The sequence below is a fragment of the Tardiphaga sp. 20_F10_N6_6 genome (assembly GCF_052076045.1).
Taxonomy (GTDB): domain Bacteria; phylum Pseudomonadota; class Alphaproteobacteria; order Rhizobiales; family Xanthobacteraceae; genus Tardiphaga; species Tardiphaga robiniae.
Genome location: NZ_CP197239.1, coordinates 3,098,585 through 3,116,961 on the forward strand (window position 1 = coordinate 3,098,585; position 18,377 = coordinate 3,116,961).

Annotated in this window: 17 protein-coding genes; 2 read left to right on the forward strand and 15 right to left on the reverse strand. The window is 61.2% G+C overall.

Going from position 1 to position 18,377, the window contains the following annotated elements:
* Window positions 1-11 precede the first annotated feature (11 nt).
* Window positions 12-554 (forward strand): GNAT family N-acetyltransferase, encoded by a 543-nt coding sequence (locus tag AB7813_RS14995; RefSeq protein ID WP_184511882.1) that lies wholly within the window; start codon window positions 12-14, stop codon window positions 552-554.
* A 174-nt stretch (window positions 555-728) separates the two neighbouring features.
* Here the strand turns inward: AB7813_RS14995 and AB7813_RS15000 are convergent, their stop codons facing one another.
* The 7 genes from AB7813_RS15000 to AB7813_RS15030 form a co-directional block, all read right to left on the reverse strand.
* A complete protein-coding gene (locus AB7813_RS15000; protein ID WP_175366338.1) occupies window positions 729-1,430 on the reverse strand; it encodes an ABC transporter ATP-binding protein in 702 nt (233 codons plus the stop codon).
* Window positions 1,423-2,157: an ABC transporter ATP-binding protein gene (locus AB7813_RS15005; protein WP_184511883.1), complete on the reverse strand. Its 735-nt coding sequence runs from the start codon at window positions 2,155-2,157 to the stop codon at window positions 1,423-1,425. The genes AB7813_RS15000 and AB7813_RS15005 overlap by 8 nt, the downstream gene beginning before the upstream one ends.
* A 2-nt stretch (window positions 2,158-2,159) precedes the next feature.
* Window positions 2,160-3,182 carry a branched-chain amino acid ABC transporter permease gene (locus AB7813_RS15010; RefSeq protein WP_439084268.1) on the reverse strand — a complete coding sequence of 341 codons (1,023 nt, stop codon included), beginning with the start codon at window positions 3,180-3,182 and terminating at the stop codon, window positions 2,160-2,162.
* A gap of 80 nt (window positions 3,183-3,262) precedes the next feature.
* On the reverse strand, window positions 3,263-4,483 hold the full coding sequence (locus tag AB7813_RS15015) for a substrate-binding protein (RefSeq protein WP_120287020.1): 1,221 nt from the start codon (window positions 4,481-4,483) through the stop codon (window positions 3,263-3,265).
* A 4-nt stretch (window positions 4,484-4,487) separates the two neighbouring features.
* On the reverse strand, window positions 4,488-5,345 hold the full coding sequence (locus tag AB7813_RS15020) for a branched-chain amino acid ABC transporter permease (protein WP_092149600.1): 858 nt from the start codon (window positions 5,343-5,345) through the stop codon (window positions 4,488-4,490).
* 35 nt (window positions 5,346-5,380) lie between these two features.
* Entirely contained in the window at window positions 5,381-6,895 is a 1,515-nt protein-coding gene (locus tag AB7813_RS15025) for an amidase (protein WP_439084129.1), read from the reverse strand.
* Window positions 6,896-7,061: 166 nt separating this feature from the next.
* Window positions 7,062-8,243, reverse strand: coding sequence for a substrate-binding domain-containing protein (locus AB7813_RS15030; RefSeq protein ID WP_439064939.1), 1,182 nt, complete (start codon window positions 8,241-8,243; stop codon window positions 7,062-7,064).
* A gap of 173 nt (window positions 8,244-8,416) precedes the next feature.
* On the opposite strand from AB7813_RS15030, the gene AB7813_RS15035 reads away from it, so the two are divergent.
* On the forward strand, window positions 8,417-8,854 hold the full coding sequence (locus AB7813_RS15035) for a MarR family winged helix-turn-helix transcriptional regulator (RefSeq protein ID WP_068735340.1): 438 nt from the start codon (window positions 8,417-8,419) through the stop codon (window positions 8,852-8,854).
* A 25-nt stretch (window positions 8,855-8,879) separates the two neighbouring features.
* Here AB7813_RS15035 and AB7813_RS15040 read toward each other — a convergent pair whose 3' ends face one another.
* The 8 genes from AB7813_RS15040 to AB7813_RS15075 form a co-directional block, all read right to left on the reverse strand.
* On the reverse strand, window positions 8,880-9,266 hold the full coding sequence (locus AB7813_RS15040; RefSeq protein WP_439064940.1) for a RidA family protein: 387 nt from the start codon (window positions 9,264-9,266) through the stop codon (window positions 8,880-8,882).
* An 18-nt stretch (window positions 9,267-9,284) separates the two neighbouring features.
* Entirely contained in the window at window positions 9,285-11,645 is a 2,361-nt protein-coding gene (locus AB7813_RS15045) for an acetamidase/formamidase family protein (RefSeq protein WP_439064941.1), read from the reverse strand.
* Between the two features lie 128 nt (window positions 11,646-11,773).
* On the reverse strand, window positions 11,774-13,015 hold the full coding sequence (locus tag AB7813_RS15050) for an acetamidase/formamidase family protein (RefSeq protein WP_439064942.1): 1,242 nt from the start codon (window positions 13,013-13,015) through the stop codon (window positions 11,774-11,776).
* Between the two features lie 46 nt (window positions 13,016-13,061).
* Window positions 13,062-14,672 carry an amino acid ABC transporter permease/ATP-binding protein gene (locus AB7813_RS15055; RefSeq protein ID WP_439064943.1) on the reverse strand — a complete coding sequence of 537 codons (1,611 nt, stop codon included), beginning with the start codon at window positions 14,670-14,672 and terminating at the stop codon, window positions 13,062-13,064.
* Between the two features lie 49 nt (window positions 14,673-14,721).
* The gene (locus AB7813_RS15060; RefSeq protein WP_244527955.1) at window positions 14,722-15,588 is read right to left on the reverse strand and encodes an ABC transporter substrate-binding protein; all 867 of its coding nucleotides are present in this window, start codon (window positions 15,586-15,588) and stop codon (window positions 14,722-14,724) included.
* A 445-nt stretch (window positions 15,589-16,033) separates the two neighbouring features.
* Window positions 16,034-16,597, reverse strand: a complete 564-nt coding sequence (gfa, locus tag AB7813_RS15065; protein ID WP_231079395.1) for an S-(hydroxymethyl)glutathione synthase — start codon at window positions 16,595-16,597, stop codon at window positions 16,034-16,036.
* A 76-nt stretch (window positions 16,598-16,673) separates the two neighbouring features.
* Window positions 16,674-17,783 (reverse strand): S-(hydroxymethyl)glutathione dehydrogenase/class III alcohol dehydrogenase, encoded by a 1,110-nt coding sequence (locus AB7813_RS15070; protein WP_439084127.1) that lies wholly within the window; start codon window positions 17,781-17,783, stop codon window positions 16,674-16,676.
* Window positions 17,784-17,884: 101 nt separating this feature from the next.
* Window positions 17,885-18,376, reverse strand: coding sequence for a c-type cytochrome, methanol metabolism-related (locus AB7813_RS15075; protein WP_231081034.1), 492 nt, complete (start codon window positions 18,374-18,376; stop codon window positions 17,885-17,887).
* Window position 18,377 lies beyond the last annotated feature (1 nt).

An 18,377-nucleotide genomic window follows, 5' to 3' on the forward strand; every position in this document is an offset into this window, starting at 1 on the left:
ACGAGCCACACATGAACGCGGTCGGTGGATCAACTCGTCCTTATCCGGTCGAATGGGAGCGACATCTCGTTCTCAATTCTGACTGGAGAATTTTTACGCGGCCGATCACGGCGGCGGATGAACCTTCGGTTCTGACGCTTCTCTCCCACGTTAATAAAGGCGATCTCAGGCTTCGCTTCTTTGGTGCCATCAAAGAATTCACCCATCCATTTCTCGTAAGCCTGACGCAGATTGATTACGCTAAAGCCATGGCGTTCATCGCGTTCGATGAGGCGAGCCAGGAGCCACTTGGCGTCGTCAGGATGCATCGTAAAGATGACGGCGTTTCCGGTGAGTATGCCATCCTCCTTCAATCGGACCTCAAAGGCAGAGGGCTCGGTTGGGCTTTGATGCAGTTGATTATTGAGTATTCCCGCTCCGAAGGGCTTAAACAGATCGTTGGCCAAATCATGCGCGAAAACACGATCATGCTTCAAATGTGTAGAGAGCTGGGTTTCGAAATCATCGCCGACACGGAAGATCACGGAATTTATGATGTCACTTTAAACCTCTGAATAAATGCACCACCTGCGATCCGGCACTCCGAAGGGCGACCTCGAACACTCAGTAAGGCCGGACTTCCGGATCAGAAGCGTTTTATGACGATGTCCGCGTTGGGCCAAACGCGGACATTATTCACCCTGAAGCGAAGGCTGCAAAGAGGTACGTGCCAACGATCTCGCTTGGCTCTAAGGCGCCAAATACTGCAACAATCTCGGATCGTCACGAATCTCGCCGGCCGAACCTGTCAGCGCAACCCGGCCGCGATCCAGCACGTAAGCGCGGCTCGCGACGCGAAGCGCGAGATCGAGATGCTGTTCGACGATGACGACGGCAATGTCCTTCGCCAGCAGGATCAGGCGCTCGGTAATTTCCTCGATGACACCGATCCAGACGCCCTCAGTGGGCTCATCCAGCAGCAAGATTTTGGGATCGGACAGCATGGCGCGCCCGATCGCCAGCATCTTGCGCTCACCGCCAGACAATGTGCCGGCAAACTGATCGAGCCGCTGGCCGAGCTTCGGGAAGATCTCTAGCACGCGGTTAACCGCCCCGCTGTCGCGATTGGTCAGCGCGCCGACGGCGAGATTGTCCCGCACCGAGAGTTTCGCAAACACCGAATGTTCCTGCGGGACATAGCCGACGCCGCGGCGGATGCGCTGCTCGGTCGGCAGTTTGCCGACATCGCGGCCATCGAGGCTCACCGCACCGCCGAGCACCGGCAACTCGCCGACAATAGCCTTCATCAGCGTGGTTTTTCCGGCGCCGTTGCGGCCGAGAATGGCGACGCCGCCGCGCCACGGCACGCTGACCGTAACGCCGAACAGCACCTGGCTGCGGCCGTAACCGGCATCCAGCGACTGGATATCGAGGAATTTATCGTCAGGCACGGCGGAGATAGACCTCCTGGACTTTGGGACACGACTGCACATGCTGCACCGAGCCAGTCTGCAGGATCTGGCCCTGATCCAGCACGGTCAGGCGATCGCAGATGTCGCGGATGAAATCGAGATCGTGCTCGACGATGACGAGCGAACAGCGCGCCTTGATCGGCTGCAACAATTCGCCGGTGACGCGCCGTTCTTCTAGGCTCATGCCGCCGGTCGGCTCATCGAGCAGCAGGAGCTTCGGCTCGGGCGCCAGCGCCATGGCGATCTCAAGCCATTGCTGCTGCCCGTGCGACAGCGCGGAGGCCGGCTCGTGGGCGCGATCGATGAGGCGAAACTGTTCGAGCATCGCCATGACTTTGTCATGCAGCACGCCGCGGGTGCGCGACAGCGCCAGATTGAGCAGCGATGTCTGCGCCTGCAGCGCCAACAGGATGTTGTCATACAGCGTCAGCGCCGGCAGCACGCTGGTGATCTGGAATTTCAGGCTCATGCCGGCACGGGCGCGCTCAGCTGGCGAGGCCTGCGTGATATCGTGGCCGCCGAAAGTGACGGTGCCTTGCGTCGGTGTCTCGGCGCCGGCGATACATTTCATCAGCGTGCTCTTGCCGGAACCATTGGGACCTATCAATCCGTGGAATTCATTGTGGGCGATGGTGAGATCCGCACCGTTCAGCGCGGTGAGCTTGCCGAATATCTTGATGAGGCCTTTTGCTTCCAGAAGCGCCATGACTATCGCTTCCCCGGACGGCCGAAACTGCCGACGCGCTCGCGCTCTGACAACAACAGACTGACCAGTCCTGCGGGCCGGAACAGGATGACCAGCAGCAGCAATACGCCAAGAATGATCGGCCAGATGTCCTGATAGCTGTTCGACAGCCAGAAGCTGACAGCCTCAATGACGACCGTGCCGATCACAGCACCGATCAGCGTGCCGGAACCGCCGAACAACACATAGAGTACCACCTGGGTGGAAATCACGACGCCCAGCATGTTGGGCCAGACGAAGCCTTCGTGAAACGCATAGAGACTGCCGGCGAGCCCGGCGATAGCCCCGCTCAGCGAGAAAATGATCGCCTTGAGGTGCTGCACCTTGTAGCCGAAGAAGGCGATGCGCTGTTCGTTCTCGCGCAGGCCGGCCAGCGCGAGGCCGAATTGCGAGCGCATCAGGAAACGACAGAGCAGATAGACCACGATCAGGAAGCCGATGGCCATGTAGTAATAGGCAGGTCCCTCCGTGAGCTCATAACTGCCGATTGTCATTGGCGGGATCGAGGGAATGCCGTTCTGGCCGCCGAGATAATACCACCCCCGCGCCAGCCGATCGCAGGCATAGGAGCCCGTCAACGTGCCCAGCGCCACGAAAATCACGCTGGCCGGATGGCGACCAAGCAGCAGAAAGCCGCCGAGCAGCAGCGCAAAGGCAAAGCCGATCAGAAGGCCGGCGGGCAGCACCAGCAGGATGGACGTAATGCCAAGATCGCGCGCCAGCAGCGCCACGCCATACCCGGCCGAGCCGAAAAACACGGCCTGGCCGAAACTCATGATGCCGGCATAGCCCCAGACCAGGTCGAATGACAGCGCGAACAGACAGAGGATCAGCACGCGCGTGGCATAGACGGTGAGATAATCCTGCAGCACCAGCGGCAGCAGCAGGCCAATGACCAGCACTGCGATCTCGATCATCGGCAGCACGCGCCATTGGCGCGATGCGCTGATGCCTCGCGTCAGAGATACGGCAGAGAGTGGCGTCATCTCGGTCATCAGGTCGCCGGCATGAGAGAAAGAGAAGCGGGAGTGATATCGGCCACTCCCGCGAGGTTCGGATTATCGGTTCAGCATTCCTTGGGATCGACGAGACCGGCGCTGCGCGCGACGACCTCATATTTGCCGCCCTTGGCCACCGCCGTATACATCTTCATCTTGCAGTGCCGCTGACCGGGGACCATCTCGGCCGGGCCGCCCGGACCTTCGGCGATCTTGGCATGGTCGAGCGCCTTGGCAACTGCATCACGATCGACACTGCCGGCTTCCTTGACGGCCGCCTCCCACAGTTTCAGGCCGCGATAGGTACCGGTCGCGGCACTGCCAGCCGCGAACAGGAAATTGCCCGGGAACTGTTTTTCGTAGGCCGCCTGGAGCTTGGCACTGAACGGATCTTCCGGCGTCAGCGCCTTGAAGTAATCGAGGCAGCTTGCGAGGCCCTCGATCTCGGCCGGCTGATTGATGCTCAGCGTGTTCTCGTCATAGTAGACGCAAGCGAGCCGCCCGCCATTCTTGAGGAAGCCTGCTTCGGAGAGCTGCTTGAAGAACGGCCCGACACCTGGCGGAATGACGGTGTTGAAGACGACATCGACCTTGTTCGAAATGATGCGGTTCACGGTCGACGAAAAATCGATCTGGTCGAGAGGGTAATACTCCTCGAACACGACCTCGCCGCCGTTGGCCTCGATCACCTTGCGGGCATAGACGTTCAGCGTATGCGGCCAGACATAATTGGCACTGGGCAGCGCAAACTTCTTGCCGCCATTCTTGATCAGCCAGGGGATGAATTCATCACATTGCTGCGCCGGCGTCGGCCCGGTGCAGAACAGATAGGGCGTGCATTCCTTGCCCTCATAGAGCTGCGGATAGATATAGAGCGTCTTGCCGCGGGAGACGATGACGTCCTTGATGGCGTTGCGCATCGACGAGGTAATGCCGCCGATGACCAGATCGACCTTCTCGCGCTGGATCAGCTTACGCACATTGCCAACCGCGACGGATTCATTGGACGCAGTGTCCTCGATATACAGTTCCAGCGGCCGGCCAAGCAGACCGCCGGCATCGTTGATATCCTTGATCACCATCCTGGCCACATTGGCGTCAGCATTGCCGGCATAGCCCATCGGCCCGGTGAGATCGGTGCCGACGCCGACCTTGATCGGTCCGGCAGCCGCGTTGGCCCAGCCTGCGGGGATGACCCAGCTGCCGACACCGGTAGCGATGGCCGTACCGAACAGCGCCGCATTGCCGAGAAAGCGGCGACGGCTGAGAGTGTTGGCGTCTTGAGACATTGGACTAAACCCCTTTTCCTGCAACGAGGCCCTGCGGCCGGAATTTGATGAAGATGATGGCGAGCACGAATACGGCGACATCGGCGATAACGGGCGAGATGACCCAGGGCAGCGCCGCACTCAGCGTGCCGATCAGGCCGGCGCCGGCCACCGGTCCGGCAAAGGAGCCGATGCCGCCGACCATGACGGCGACGAAGCCCTGAATCAGAAAGCGAATGCCGAGATCGGCGAACAGCGTGAACACCGGGACGATCAGCGCACCGGCCAGTCCCGCCAATGCCGCGCCGAACGCGAAAGTCGCACCATAGATTGCGTTGGTCGAAATGCCGGAGGCCCGCGCCAGCGCCGGGTTCTCCAGCGAAGCGCGGATGCGCAGGCCGAACGCAGTGCGCGCCAGAAGCAGATAGCTCCCTGCCATCACCAGCGCGGTGATCACGATGATCACCAGACGCCAGGTTGAGAAATGCATGCCGCCGATGGCCACCGAGCCGCCGACCGGCTCCGGCACCGAGAGATACAGTCCGCCGATCAGGCCGCGCACGATCTCGCGAATGATCAGTCCGAGCGCATAGGTACCGAGCATGGCGACGATCGGCGCGGCATAGAAGCGCCGGACAATCAGCCGCTCCAGCACGAAGCCTAAAGCACCAACCACGAAGGGTGCAGCGATCATGCCCAGCCACACCGGCGCGCCGGCGGAATGGACGATATAGGTGACATAGGCCCCGAGCAGAACGAACTCGCCCTGCGCGAAATTGAAGATACCCATCATGCTGGCGATGATCCCCAGCCCCAGCACGACCAGCACGACGATCGCCCCGAAACTGGCGATCTCGAAGACCGCCATGATCAGATTATCCATGCGTGATCACCGATCCTCGCTTCTGCATGGATGCCTCACATCGTCTTCCAATCGGCGGACTGCTCGAAGGCATGAGCCGCGCGATAGACGGTCATCTCGTCGAAATGCTTGCCGACCAGCATTAGCCCGACCGGCAGACCATCGACCATGCCGCAGGGGATCGACATCGCCGGATGATGCGAGATGTCGAAGGGCGAGGTGTTGGAGATCATCTCGAAGGCGCGCCCGACGACTTCTTCACGCGGCGCGCCGGGCGCCGGCAGCGGCGTCGCTTTCATCGGTGTAGTCGGCATCAGCAACAGATCATAGCTCGCCAGCGCCTTGTCATAGGCAGCCGTGACGCGACGTGAGATATTCAGCGCCTTTCCGTAGAAGCGCGGTCCGAAATTATTGTTGATGTAGGTGCCGAACAGCAGCAGCAGTTTGGTGGTTTCGGACAGCGAGTCCGCCTGCCCGCGCCAACCACGATGGGCGTCCATCAGCGAGGTCGAATACAGATCCGACCGACTGAGGCCATAGCCGTCGCCCACCATCATGGTCTGGGTCATGCCTTCGGTGCCGATCGGGGTCCACACCGCCGCTGCGGTAAGATGCATCGGAATCGAGATCGTCTCCACTGTCGCGCCGAGATCGGCGAAGCGCTTGGCGGCTTCGCGGACGCTGCGATTGACCGCGTCTTCGGCGCCGAGCTGCTCGAAACCTTCCTTGACGATGGCGATCTTCATGCCCTTGACACCGACACCGAGCGCCTTGGTGTATTCCGGCACTTCCGGCGACTTGATCCGCGGATCATAGCCGTCATCGCCGGCAAGCACTTCCAGCAGCAGCGCGTTGTCGGCGACATTGGATGTCATCGGACCGGTGTGATCGACGAATATCTCGATCGGCATGATGCCCGTATAAGGCACCAGACCCCAGGTCGGCTTCATGCCATAGGTGCCGGAGAAGGACGACGGCATGCGGATGGAGCCGCCCTGATCGCCGCCGATTGCCATGTCGACTTCGCCAAGCGCCACGACAACGGCGCTGCCGGACGAAGACCCGCCGGCGGAATAGCCCATCTTGTGTGGGTTATGCACGTTGCCCGTCGAATTGGTGTGGCTGCCGCCGGACATGCAGAAGGATTCGCAATGCACCTTGCCCATGATCTCGGCGCCTGCGTCCAGCATGCGCGTGACGATGGTGGCGTCGAAATCCGGCACATAGCCTTCCAGCGTGGAGGAGCCGTTCATCATCGGCACGCCGGCCAGCATGATGTTGTCCTTCAGCGCGACGGTCTTGCCTTTGAGCTTGCCGCCGGGCGCACCCTTCACAACCGACTTGCGATACCAGGCATTGCGCGTGTTCTCTTCCGGCGCGGGCCGATAGCCAGGTGTACGCGGATATTTCACTTCGGGTACTTCGTCGGGCATCGCCGCCACGACGTTGTAGGCATCGACGGATCCCTGCATCAGCGCGCGGAACGAGGTGACGTCCTCATCGGACAGCGCGAGGCCGCACTGATCGGCGACGGCGAGGAGTTGATCGGGAGTGGGAAGTGAAACGGCCACGATGATTTCTCCTGATATCCACGATGCAACCGGCACGGCATTTCTTCGGGATGCCCACGCCGTCAAGGAGACGACGGTGTCGCCTTTCGCGCATCATTAGAAAGAGAAATATTTTCCTTTTCAAGTATTATTTTTCAAAGTCGTCCTGATCGGGTCTGCGACTGACCTAGAATGTCCGGATGAGCCTGAAATCCAGACCGTCTGCTTCGGCAAGATAGATCGGCATTTTCGCCCGCCCGCCGCGCATGCTTACCTCACCGCGGGCGCCGTGATAGGCCACGCTGGACGCCGCGTTCAGCATCGGCCGGACGTCGAATGAGCCCGCCTTGGTCGCCACCGATTCGAGAAACCGAAGCCCCTCGTAGTTCGACTGCGCGACCGATCCCGGCACAGGCGCACAGCGTCCGAACGATGCTTCATATTGCGCACGGAATGCATCATTCGCCGCCGACGCGCGGTCGACGAAATAGCCCGATGCACAATAGAGCCCCTCGGAGCTATCCGCGCCCATGCCGAGCAGCAGCGTTTCATCCATGGCACCCGCCAGTCGGAGAACCTTCGACGAGAGACCATGTTCGGCGAAGGCGCGGTTAAACACGATGCTGTCGGTACCGATCAGCGAGATGACCACGACATCCGGCTTGGCGGCCCGGATGCGGGCAATCTGGGCATCGTGATTCTGCTCGCCAAGCGCAACGAATTCCTCCCCCACCACGCGCCCTCCGGCGCCGGCGATATATGTCTTGGTGGCCTTGTGGGCCAGCCACGGCCAGACGTAATCGCTGCCGATCAGATACCAACGCGCCGCTTTCTTTTCACTCGCCAGCCATTCGATGGCGGGGCGCGACTGATCGCGCGGCGTCTCGCCGATCGCCATCACGCCGGGCGTGCGTTCTCCGCCTTCATAGACAGGCGTATAGATATAGGGCACGCGCCCGGCGATCACCTTGCGCAACGCGACGCGGACCGCGCTGATATGCGAGCCCATGATGACATCGGCATCACCGGCCGCGATCATGTCGGCTGCCGTGCGGACAACGCCATCGATATCGCCGCCGGCATCATGAAACACCGGCTCGATCTCGCGCCCGAGAATGCCGCCGCGCCGATTGATCTCCGAAGCCGCGAGCATCATGCTATTGGTGCCCGCCAGGCCCCAGATCCCGGCCGGGCCGGACAGGCCGATAAAATTGACGACGCGCAGCTTTTCGCGATTGCGACGCCGCGGAAACAGATCGGGACGTGCAATCGCATCACGACCTCCCCCGCTGTCCTGAAAGCCCTTCAGCAACCATGGCGCCGGCATCGGCAGCGCACCGGTCGTTGCAATCTGCAGTGACGAGAGCATGTCGCTCTCCTTTCGACGTTGTCAGCGGCGGTGCGGCGTCAATTTATCGGCAGTAAAATCGTGCGAAAGAAAATATCGTAGAGGAAAATATTGAATATTCAACGATTCCCGTGCATATGGATCAGGCAAAGTCGCTTAATATTCATCACCCCTTCCAGCAAAGTTTCCCAACCGTGGCCAGAACGCCGAGCACGCCCATCACCGAACACCTCGCTTATCTGCTGGCGCAGGCGAACCGGGAAATTAATCGCCAGCTCGATGCGCGCTTCAAGAAGGAAGGCGTGCCGGTCGAACAGTGGCGCATTCTGAAAGTACTGTCCGACGGCAAGGGCCACTCCATGGGCGACCTCGCCGATGCGGTTCTGCTGAATCATCCGACCCTGACCAAGATGGTCGATCGCATGGTGTCTGACGCGCTGGTCTACCGGGTGCAGGACCCCGACGACCGCCGCAAGGTGGTGATGTTCATCTCCGACCGCGGCAAGACACTGACCCAGCGGCTGAACTCTCTGGCGCTGAGCCAGGAAGCCCATATCGCCGAGAACTACGGCAACAAGGCAACGGCCGACCTGAAGCGCCTGCTCGAAAGCCTGATCGAAAAGGCGAACTAGGTTTTCCATCTCTTCGCACCGACCATTATCTGGGCCGTCGACAAACCAGGTCGATTTCGATCAGAGCGTCATAAGCGAGGCCCGTGACGCCGACACAGGTCCGCGCCGGCAGGCGATCCGGCGGAAAATAGCTGCGATAGGTCTCGTTCATCGCCACGTAGTCGCGCTTGAATTCGGTGAGATAGATCCGCGTCATGGTGATGTGCTCGAAGCCGAGATCGAGCCCCGCGAGCACCACGCGCAGATTTTCCATCACCGCTTCGGTCTGAGCCACGATGCCATCGGGCAGCACGCCCGGCATCGCCGGCGTGTCCGGCATCTGCCCGGTGACGAACACGAAGCCGCCGGTCTCTACAGCATGGCTGAACGGCGCGACCGGCTTCGGCCCGCCGGTGATCATGTGAAATTGCAACAGCGCGTCTCCTGGACCTTATGATTTTGACGTGTGGTCGAACACTCGCTTGCTCAGAATGGCATGAACGCCCCAATTGCCGTCGACAACCTGCGTCACGCCGAAGTCGACCGCGACCGACATCAACGCGATCGCCTCATCTTCGGTGAGACCTTTGATGTTCATCAGGAAGCGCCGCATCTTGCGAAAGGCGTCCTTCATCGCGAGATCGAGCGACGAGGTCGCATAGACCTCGCTCTGCCCCTTGGCGCCGAATTCCGCGAGATAGTTCGGATGGCTGAAGCCCATCAGCACCCAGTCACTCTCGGTCTCGATCAGCGGATAAGTGAGATCGGCGAACGCCTGGCCGGCGAGATTGCCCTTCTTGTGCAGGACCACCTGGAAGGTTCCGGTCATCGAACATTCGATCGCCGTGCCGCCGAGTTCGCCGTCGCCCTGCGCGGCATGGGGATCGCCGACCGACAGCAATGCGCCGGGCACCGAAACCGGCAGATAGACCGTCGATCCCTTGCCGAGCCGCCAATTGTCGAGATTACCGCCAAAATAGGCTGGCGGCACTGAATCGACGAGATCGGCCTCGCGCGGCGCCACGGCAATGACACCGAAATGCGGGCGCAGTGGAATGCGAATGCCGTCGAGCACGTCATGCCGACGCCGTACAGAGGCCGGCGTAATCGGAATGCCCGGATAGTCGTAGGTGTTGTGCACGGTGCCGAACGGGTCGGTCTGCGGCTCCCAGCGATATGAATAGAGCGCGCGCGCATATGGCACGTCGTCGTGATCGAGAATTTCGTAGATCGTCACCGCTTCGCGCGCATTCTGCTCGGCGAGAAATTCCTTGTAGTGATAACCCCACCATGCCGCGACACTGCTGCCAAAAACCTGGCCGTCGAAATCCGGATTTCGACTGGCGCGCGGCACGATGTCGAGGATGCGGATTTCCAGCACGTCGCCGGGCTGCGCGTCCCTGATCGCCACCGGCCCGGTGCAGATGTGGACGCCAAAGCCCTCACCGGCACCGCGACCATAGATCGAGGCGTCCATCGGACCGGCGCCGCGGCGATCGACATTCTTCTGATCGCGCGTCCAGCGGAACACACTCTCAGCGCCGATATCGCCCTTGATCATCCGCTCGGGATCGTCGGACGCGTGCTGCGTCAGTGTTTCGATGGTGATCGTGTCACCGGAATTGATCTCGATCTGCGGCGGCAACGAGCGGCTGAAATAGCCCCAATGCACGCGAGATGCATCGGCGGCGAGATGATGATGCCGCTGATTCTTCGAAGCCTCCGCGATGCCGTGCGTGATCGTCGCGGCCGGCTCCGGCTGCGCAATCTTCCCCGCGGTCGGCGGCGCGTGCTGGCTGCGCAACTGCGCCAGCGCTTCCTGCGGCCATCCGCGTTGTCCCGCCGCCGTGGCCGACGCCGTCAAGCGCTCGGCTTCATTCTGGCGGAATTCGCGCGGCGACAGGCCGAAGCGGTGACGGAACGTGCGGCTGAAATGCGCGGAGTCATTGAAGCCGGCACGAAAGGCAATCTCGGAAATCGAGTGATGCGCCTCGGACGGATTCGACAGATCGGCCCAGGTGCGCTGCAGCCGGCGTTCGCGCAGGTAATGCGTAAAGCTGCTGCCGGTGCCTTCGAACAGTTTCTGCAGATAACGTTCGGAGATGCCCTCGGCCTGCGCCACCTTGGCCGGCGTCAGATCCGCATCGTCGAGGCGTCGCTCGATGGTCTGGCACAGCCGATGCAAGGTCGCAGCCTTGGTCGCCGTGCCGCTGTTGAGATCGGTCGTCGGCTCGGCCAGTTGACGTGTAAAGGTCGGCAACAGATCGGCAAGACTTTGTGCGATCGCCAACCATTCGGCATCGGACAATGTTTCAAGGTTGCGGGCCGCCTGTTCCATCATACGCGCGAACACGTCGCCGAAGCCGCCGGGGCCTACGATCTGGACATCGGCGATGGCGGGTGCACCGGCGCGGCGGCTGTGCAGCGGATCGGACGTCACCGAGAGCACCACCGCGCGCATGTCGCGCTGGAATGCGACGCTCCAGTCCCCTTTGCGCGGCAGCAGCAGCAGATGCCCAGCGGCCACGATCTGATGTCCGGCGACTGTCTTCAGGCCGACACCATCCTCAAGCGGCAGCAACACCAGCGGATGATCGCTGGCCAGATCCGACAGCGGCGAGATCGCCTGTGCGCCGGCAGACAGTTTGGCCAGAGCAATACCTTCGAAGGTGCGACGAACTGCGGTGGCATGCCCGTGATGCGTGGTCGTCGCAGCTGTCGGCTGCAAGCCAATCGAACTCAGGACGTCGCGCCATGCTTCGGGGCGGTCGTCTTCAGAGTAGGATTCACTGGTGAACGGACGGAGGCTCATGCATCGACCTTCATAGCCGAAGCGAAGCAACCTCCGTGCCATCCCGAAGGACGCAGCGCCCTGCCCTGCAACTTCCCCGATCACCGCGCCATCATCCTCATAGCCGAATTCAGTGCAATTTCATCCGCTTAGTCGCAGCGGAAGACGTTCTTGCGGATTGTGCCATGGACGCCCCAATTGGCATCGACCACCTGCGTCACCCCGAAATCCGCACCGACCGACATCAGCGAGATCGCCTCGTCTTCACTCATCTTGTGCACCGTCATCAGGAAACGCCTGAGCTTGCGGAACGCATCGCGCATGGCCCGATCGAGGCTGGAATGATTAGCGACGTCGAGCTGCGCATTGGCGCCGAGTTCGGCGAGATAGTTCGGGAAGGTGAAGCCGTAGACCGACCAGGCTTCCGCGGTTTCCAGCATCGGATGCGTCAGGCCTTCGAGGGGCGTACCGCCGAGGTCACGATGCTTGTGCAGGATGAACTCGAAATCGCCGGTCAGCGAGGTCTCGATGGCCGTGCCGCCGAGCTCGCTGTCGCCCTGCGCGGCATGGGGATCGCCGACCGAGAAGAATGCACCGGGCACCGCCACGGGATAGAACATCTTGGCGCCCTTGCCGACGCGCCAGTCATCGATATTTCCGCCTGTGTAACTCGGCGGGATCGACGACACGAAATCCTCCTCGGATGGCGCGAGGCCCATGGTGCCGAAATGCAGCCGTGCCGGCACCTTGACGTTCGGCAGGATGTTTTCGCGTTTCCTGATGGTCGCGTGATCGACGCGCACGCCGGGATAATCGATGGTTGGATGCAGGATGCCATCGGGGTCGGTCTGCGGCGTCCAGACATAATTATAGACCGCTTTAGCAAACGGCTCGCCCGACGTATCGAGCTCGAAGATCGTCACGACCTCGCGCGGCTTCGGCTCCTCGATCAGGTCGTGATAGTGGAAGCCCCAATTCGCGGCGACGTTGGAGCCGAAACACTTGCCGGCATAACAGGCCTTGCAGGCCGGCCGCGGGCGCACGTCGAGAATACGCACTTCCAGCACATCGCCCGGCTCTGCGCCTTCGATCGCCACCGGCCCGGTGAGCAGATGCACGCCGACGCCTTCGCCTGAGCCGCGGATGAACGGACCTTCCGTCGGGCCCGACCCACGCCGCACCACCGCCTTGTGCTCGCGGGTCCATTTGAACACGCTCTCGGCGCCGGGATCGCCTTCGATCATGCGCTCGTAATCGTCATTGGCATGATGCGTCAGCGTTTCGATGGTAGCGCGGTCGCCCGACTTCAGCGTCAGCGACGGCGTGACCACCTTGCTGAAATAGCCCCAGTGCACGGTCTTCGGCGACACCGGAAGAAGATGATGTTTCATGCTGAGGCCCTCGGTAGCAAATGGACGAACTTCACAGGCGCGACGATCACGAGACTTCCGCCTCCATCGCATTGAGGAAACGCTGCGCGACGGGATTGCGCGGATTGGTCAGGACTTCACTGGCTGGGCCTTCTTCGATGATCGCGCCTCCGGCGAGCAGCACCACACGGTCGGCCACTTCGCTGGCAAAGCGCAGCTGATGCGTCGAGATGATCATGGTCAGACCGTCCTCGACGGCGAGCCTGCGGATCACTTCGAGGACCTCGTTGACCAATTCGGGATCGAGCGCCGACGTCGGCTCGTCCAGCAACAGCACGCTTGGATTGGGCGCGATGGCCCGGGCGATGGCGACGCGCTGTTGCTGGCCACCGGACAGATGCCGCGGCAGCGCATCGGCGCGGTGGCTGAGACCGACGCGCGCCAGGAGTTCATCGGCACGACGCTCGGCATCGGCGCGCGCGACGCCATGCACCCAGCGCAGCGGGCCGGCGATGTTCTCCTTGGCCGTGAGGTGGCCGAACAGGTTGAACTGCTGGAACACCATGCCGACGCCTACCTCGGCGCGGGCATTCGCCAGCAGCCGCGGCGACAGCGGCTTGCCATGCGCGTTGAAGCCGAGCTGGCGGCCGGCGACCTTGATGGCGCCGCCGTTCCACAGTTCGAGATTGTTGATACAGCGGAGCAGCGTGCTCTTGCCGGAGCCACTTGGTCCGAGCAGCGCGATCACTTCACCGATCCTGACCGTGATGTCGACGCCGTCGAGCACCACGTTCCTGTCGTAGCTCTTGCGGAGATCGGAGACCTCGACGGCGACATTGTTGCGCGCCAGCATCTCCGCGCGTTTGATGGGATCGCCGCGTTCCGGCCGCAGTCGCGGCGGCGGTAGTTCGGCGACACCGCCATCGGGCAGAAGCTCCGGCGGAGCGCCAGCATCCTGAACCAAGGGATCGTCGATGCCCGGGGCGCGGTACCACGGCAGGAAGCGCATGAATGTAGTTTGCTTTGCCGTGCGATCAAGGTCGAACTTCCATTCCAGAAGCAGTTGGATGCCGGCGATCGCCGCTGTGAGTAGGAGATAGATCAGACCCGACGCGAAGAAGATCGAAAAGAAATCGAAGGTCGAGGACGCCAGTTGCGTCGAGCGCAGCGTCAGCTCCTGCACGGCGATGACGGAGGCTAGCGACGAATTCTTCAGCGCGCTGACCGCTTCGTTGCCGAAAGCGGGGATCATCGACCGGATCGCCTGCGGCGCGATGATCCGGCGCATCAGGACGCCCGGGGTCATGCCGAGCGCCTGACCGGCCACCACCTGACCGCGGTCAACGCCGAGCACGCCGGAGCGCAGCATCTCGGCGATGAATGGCGCTTCGTTACAGGCCAGCGCCAGGCCGGCTGCGAGAATGGCGGGAAGCTTAATGCCAATCTGCGGCAGGGCGTTATAGGCAAACACCATCTGCAGGATCAGCGGGGTGCCGCGAAAGATCACGGCATAGACCCGGGCGAAGGATGCCAGCGGCTTGAACCTGCTGAGCTGCATCCATGCCAGGATCACACCGAGGACCAGCCCGCCGCACAGACCGAGGGCGGTGACCTGCAAGGTCGCCTGGATGCCCTCGATCATATACGGCATGCTGAGATAGTGGAGGAACAGCTCCATGGAGGCAGAAAGCCCTTACGTGAGAGTGATCCTTGCTTGCGGACCGGCGTTACTTCACCGTCAGCAGGCCGGGCTCCATCAGGTTTTCCGGATCGAGTTTCCACTTCTTCAGCAGTGCGAGCTGATCACCGGACTTGTAGATCTCGGTGAGTGCGGCCTTCACTGCATCGCGGAACTTGGGCTTGTCCTTCGGCACGGCAATGCCGACCTGATAGGGGATCGTCACCGCGACCGCCTTCTCGAGCTTGTCCGGATAGGCTTTCACCGCGTTGTCGACGGTGTTGACGTCGTTGATATAGGTATCAGCGCGGCCGGCAAGGATCGCCTGGATGCAGTTGGCATTGTTGTCATAGAGCTGGATGGTCGGCTCCGCCTTGCCTTCCTTCTTGCATTCCGGCCCCAGCGCCTGGATCAGCGGCACTTCGACATAGCCGGTGTTTTCCGCCGCAGCCGTGCCGCACAGCGAGGTGTTGATACCGGTGATCTTCTTGGGGTTACCCTTGGCGACGAGCACGCCGTCGAACACCTTGGAATAGGTGATGAAATCGGCGGCCTTGGCGCGCTCCTCGGTGGCATAGATGTCGGATATCACGATGTCGGCCTGACCCGATGCCAGCGTGGTCAGCAAGGCCGCGAAGGTCACAGCCTTGTAGGTCAGCTTGAAGCCAAGGCATTCGCCGATCTGCTCGCCGAGATCGATATCGAAACCGATATATTTGTTGGGATCCTTGGGATCGATCGATTCATAACCCGGAGTATGCGGATTAATGGCGTTGACGAGTGTCTTGCCTTTCCAGTCCGGATATTTCGCCTGCAATTCCGCGCAAGCCGCCGGCACAGCCGCCTGCGCGGACATCGGAACAAAGGTGCCGACCGCCAATAGCGCGCCCACTGCCGCCGCACGCCATCCGATCATCGCGCCCGTTTCAGGCCAAAGCCTACGGATGTCAGCAAAATGCAACTTGACCATTCGATCGCTCCTTCGACGTTGTCATGGCCTGAACCATGTTCCTAACCTCGAAGAAGCCTACGGGCGCATGTCCGCAGAAAGCTTGTCCCGGGACGTACAATAATTTGGATCGTCCGCTCCCATGATTTGGGCAGAGCTGCCACATTAATGGGCGGCGAGGCTCTGCCGCATGTCGGCTGCCCGCCAGAAGCGGTCGTCGAGCCATCGACTCCGCCGTGCAGTCAATACTGTGAGTATTGTCGCGACAAAGCAGCGGGCCGATCGCAGCGACGCCGAAGCGCGATTATTCGGGTGACCCACAAAGTCGAAGCCCCTTGCCGGAGCAAATCTACCAATAGCAACGCCGGTGGCGACATGTCGCCACCGGCGGATGCTCATATGCCGTGTTGACTCAGGCCGCTTTGGCCGTTGCCACGTGATTGGCGAGGACATCCATCAGCGCAGGCGAAAGGCAATCATAAGGCTCGAGTCCCAGTTCCTTGAGGCGCGACCGTATGCCGGCCATGTCGCTCGGCTTCACGCCGGATTCAATCACCGACGAGACGAAGGCGGCGAAGCCCGGTGCAGCCGAGCCGGATTCTTCGAACAATTCGGGATGAATGAAGTCGAGGCCATAGAACGCATGTCCCTTGTTCTCGATGCGGCCGAACATGTGGGTACCGCATCCGGTGCAAGCATGGCGCTGAATGGTTGCGGCCTGATCGACGATGCGCAACTTGTCGCCGTTTTGCAGTACGGTGACGTTTTCGCGCGGAACCACCGCGACGACAGAGAATGTCGCGCCGCTCGGCTTCCAGCATTTGGTGCAGCCGCAGGCGTGATTATGAGCGACGTCGCCTTTGACGCCGACCTTGACCGGTTTGTCGCTGCACTTGCAGACCAGCGTTCCGCCGGCAAAATGGCCTGAACCTTGTTTGACACCGCCGTCGACGGACGGGTGGATATGAACAGTCATCAGTCTATCCTCCTGGTATGATGCGTCACTTGTGTGAAGCATTGTTGTATTGGCACTCTGGTGTTGCAGCCTGCATTCAGAACACGACCACCGATCGGATCGATTTTCCTTCGTGCATCAGATCGAATCCCTTGTTGATCTCTTCCAGCTTGAGCACATGCGTAATCATCGGATCGATCTCGATCTTTCCGTTCATGTACCAGTCAACGATCTTGGGAACGTCGGTACGACCGCGCGCACCGCCGAAGGCTGTGCCTTTCCAGACGCGACCTGTGACGAGCTGAAATGGCCGGGTCGCGATCTCTTTTCCGGACTCCGCGACGCCAATGACAACGGAGACACCCCAGCCGCGGTGGCAGGCTTCAAGCGCCTGGCGCATAACCGTGGTATTGCCGGTGCAATCGAAGGTGTAATCGGCACCGCCATCGGTCAGCCCCACCAGATGCTGAACAATGTCGCCATCGACCTTCTTCGGATTGACGAAATGGGTCATGCCGAAGCGGCGCCCCCATTCTTCCTTGTCGTCATTGATGTCGACGCCGACGATCTTGTCGGCCCCGACCATCCGTGCGCCCTGAATGACGTTGAGGCCGATGCCGCCGAGGCCGAACACGACGACATTGGAGCCCGGCGTGACCTTCGCCGTATTGACCACGGCGCCGACACCGGTGGTGACGCCGCAGCCGATATAGCAGCTCTTGTCGAACGGAGCATCGTCGCGGATCTTCGCCACCGCGATCTCCGGCAGCACCGTGAAGTTCGAAAAGGTCGAGCAGCCCATGTAGTGGTAGATCGGCTTGCCCTGATAGCTGAAGCGCGAGGTCCCGTCCGGCATCACTCCCTTGCCCTGGGTGGCGCGGATCGCGGTGCAGAGATTGGTCTTCTGGCTCAGGCAGCTTTTGCATTGCCGGCATTCCGGCGTGTAGAGCGGGATGACGTGATCCCCGGGCTTGACCGAGGTGACGCCGGGACCGACCTCACGCACGATACCTGCGCCCTCATGGCCGAGGATGGAAGGAAAGATGCCTTCGCTGTCGAAACCATCGAGCGTATAGGCATCGGTGTGGCAAATGCCGGTCGCTTTGATCTCGACCAGAACTTCGCCTGCCTTCGGCCCTTCAAGATCGACATCGACGATCTCAAGCGGCTTCTTTGCTTCGAAGGCGACTGCGGCGCGGGTCTTCATTCTCAACTCCCTCGGTCATTTGATCTTGCGTCATCCGGTCCCGTGCGGTCCGAGCCCGCGTCATCCGGGACTGCAGGTCAGCGGATCGCTTGCGATCCGCATCAGTGCGGTTTCCCCATGCAGGCGCTCTCGGCCTCGGTATAGGCTGCGGGTTTTTCCTCACGCTTGCCCGGGCGCACGCGGCCGACTGCATCATTGGCGCGCGCACGCAGATAGACGTAGAGATCGTCCATATAGCAGGCGACATTGGTGTTATCGCCAAAGGCCGGCATGACGCTTTCCTGCGACGTGCTGACATTCTTGCGGCCGCTGGCGACAACGCCGAGGAAGTCGCCGTAGCTCATCGTTTTCAGCGAGTCCTTCAGTGCCGGTGCGTAGGTCGATCCCATCCCATCGGGGCCATGACAAACGTGGCATTCCGAGTGATAGCGCCGGTAACCCGAATATGTGTACCAGTCGATGGTGCCATCGGCGGAAACGTTGAAGGTCGGATTGCCCTCCTTGTCCAAATACTTGCCGTCTTCGGATTTAACGGCTTTCGGATCGCCGGCATTCTCGGCGAAGCTCGTATTCCCAGAGGCCACGACAACAATC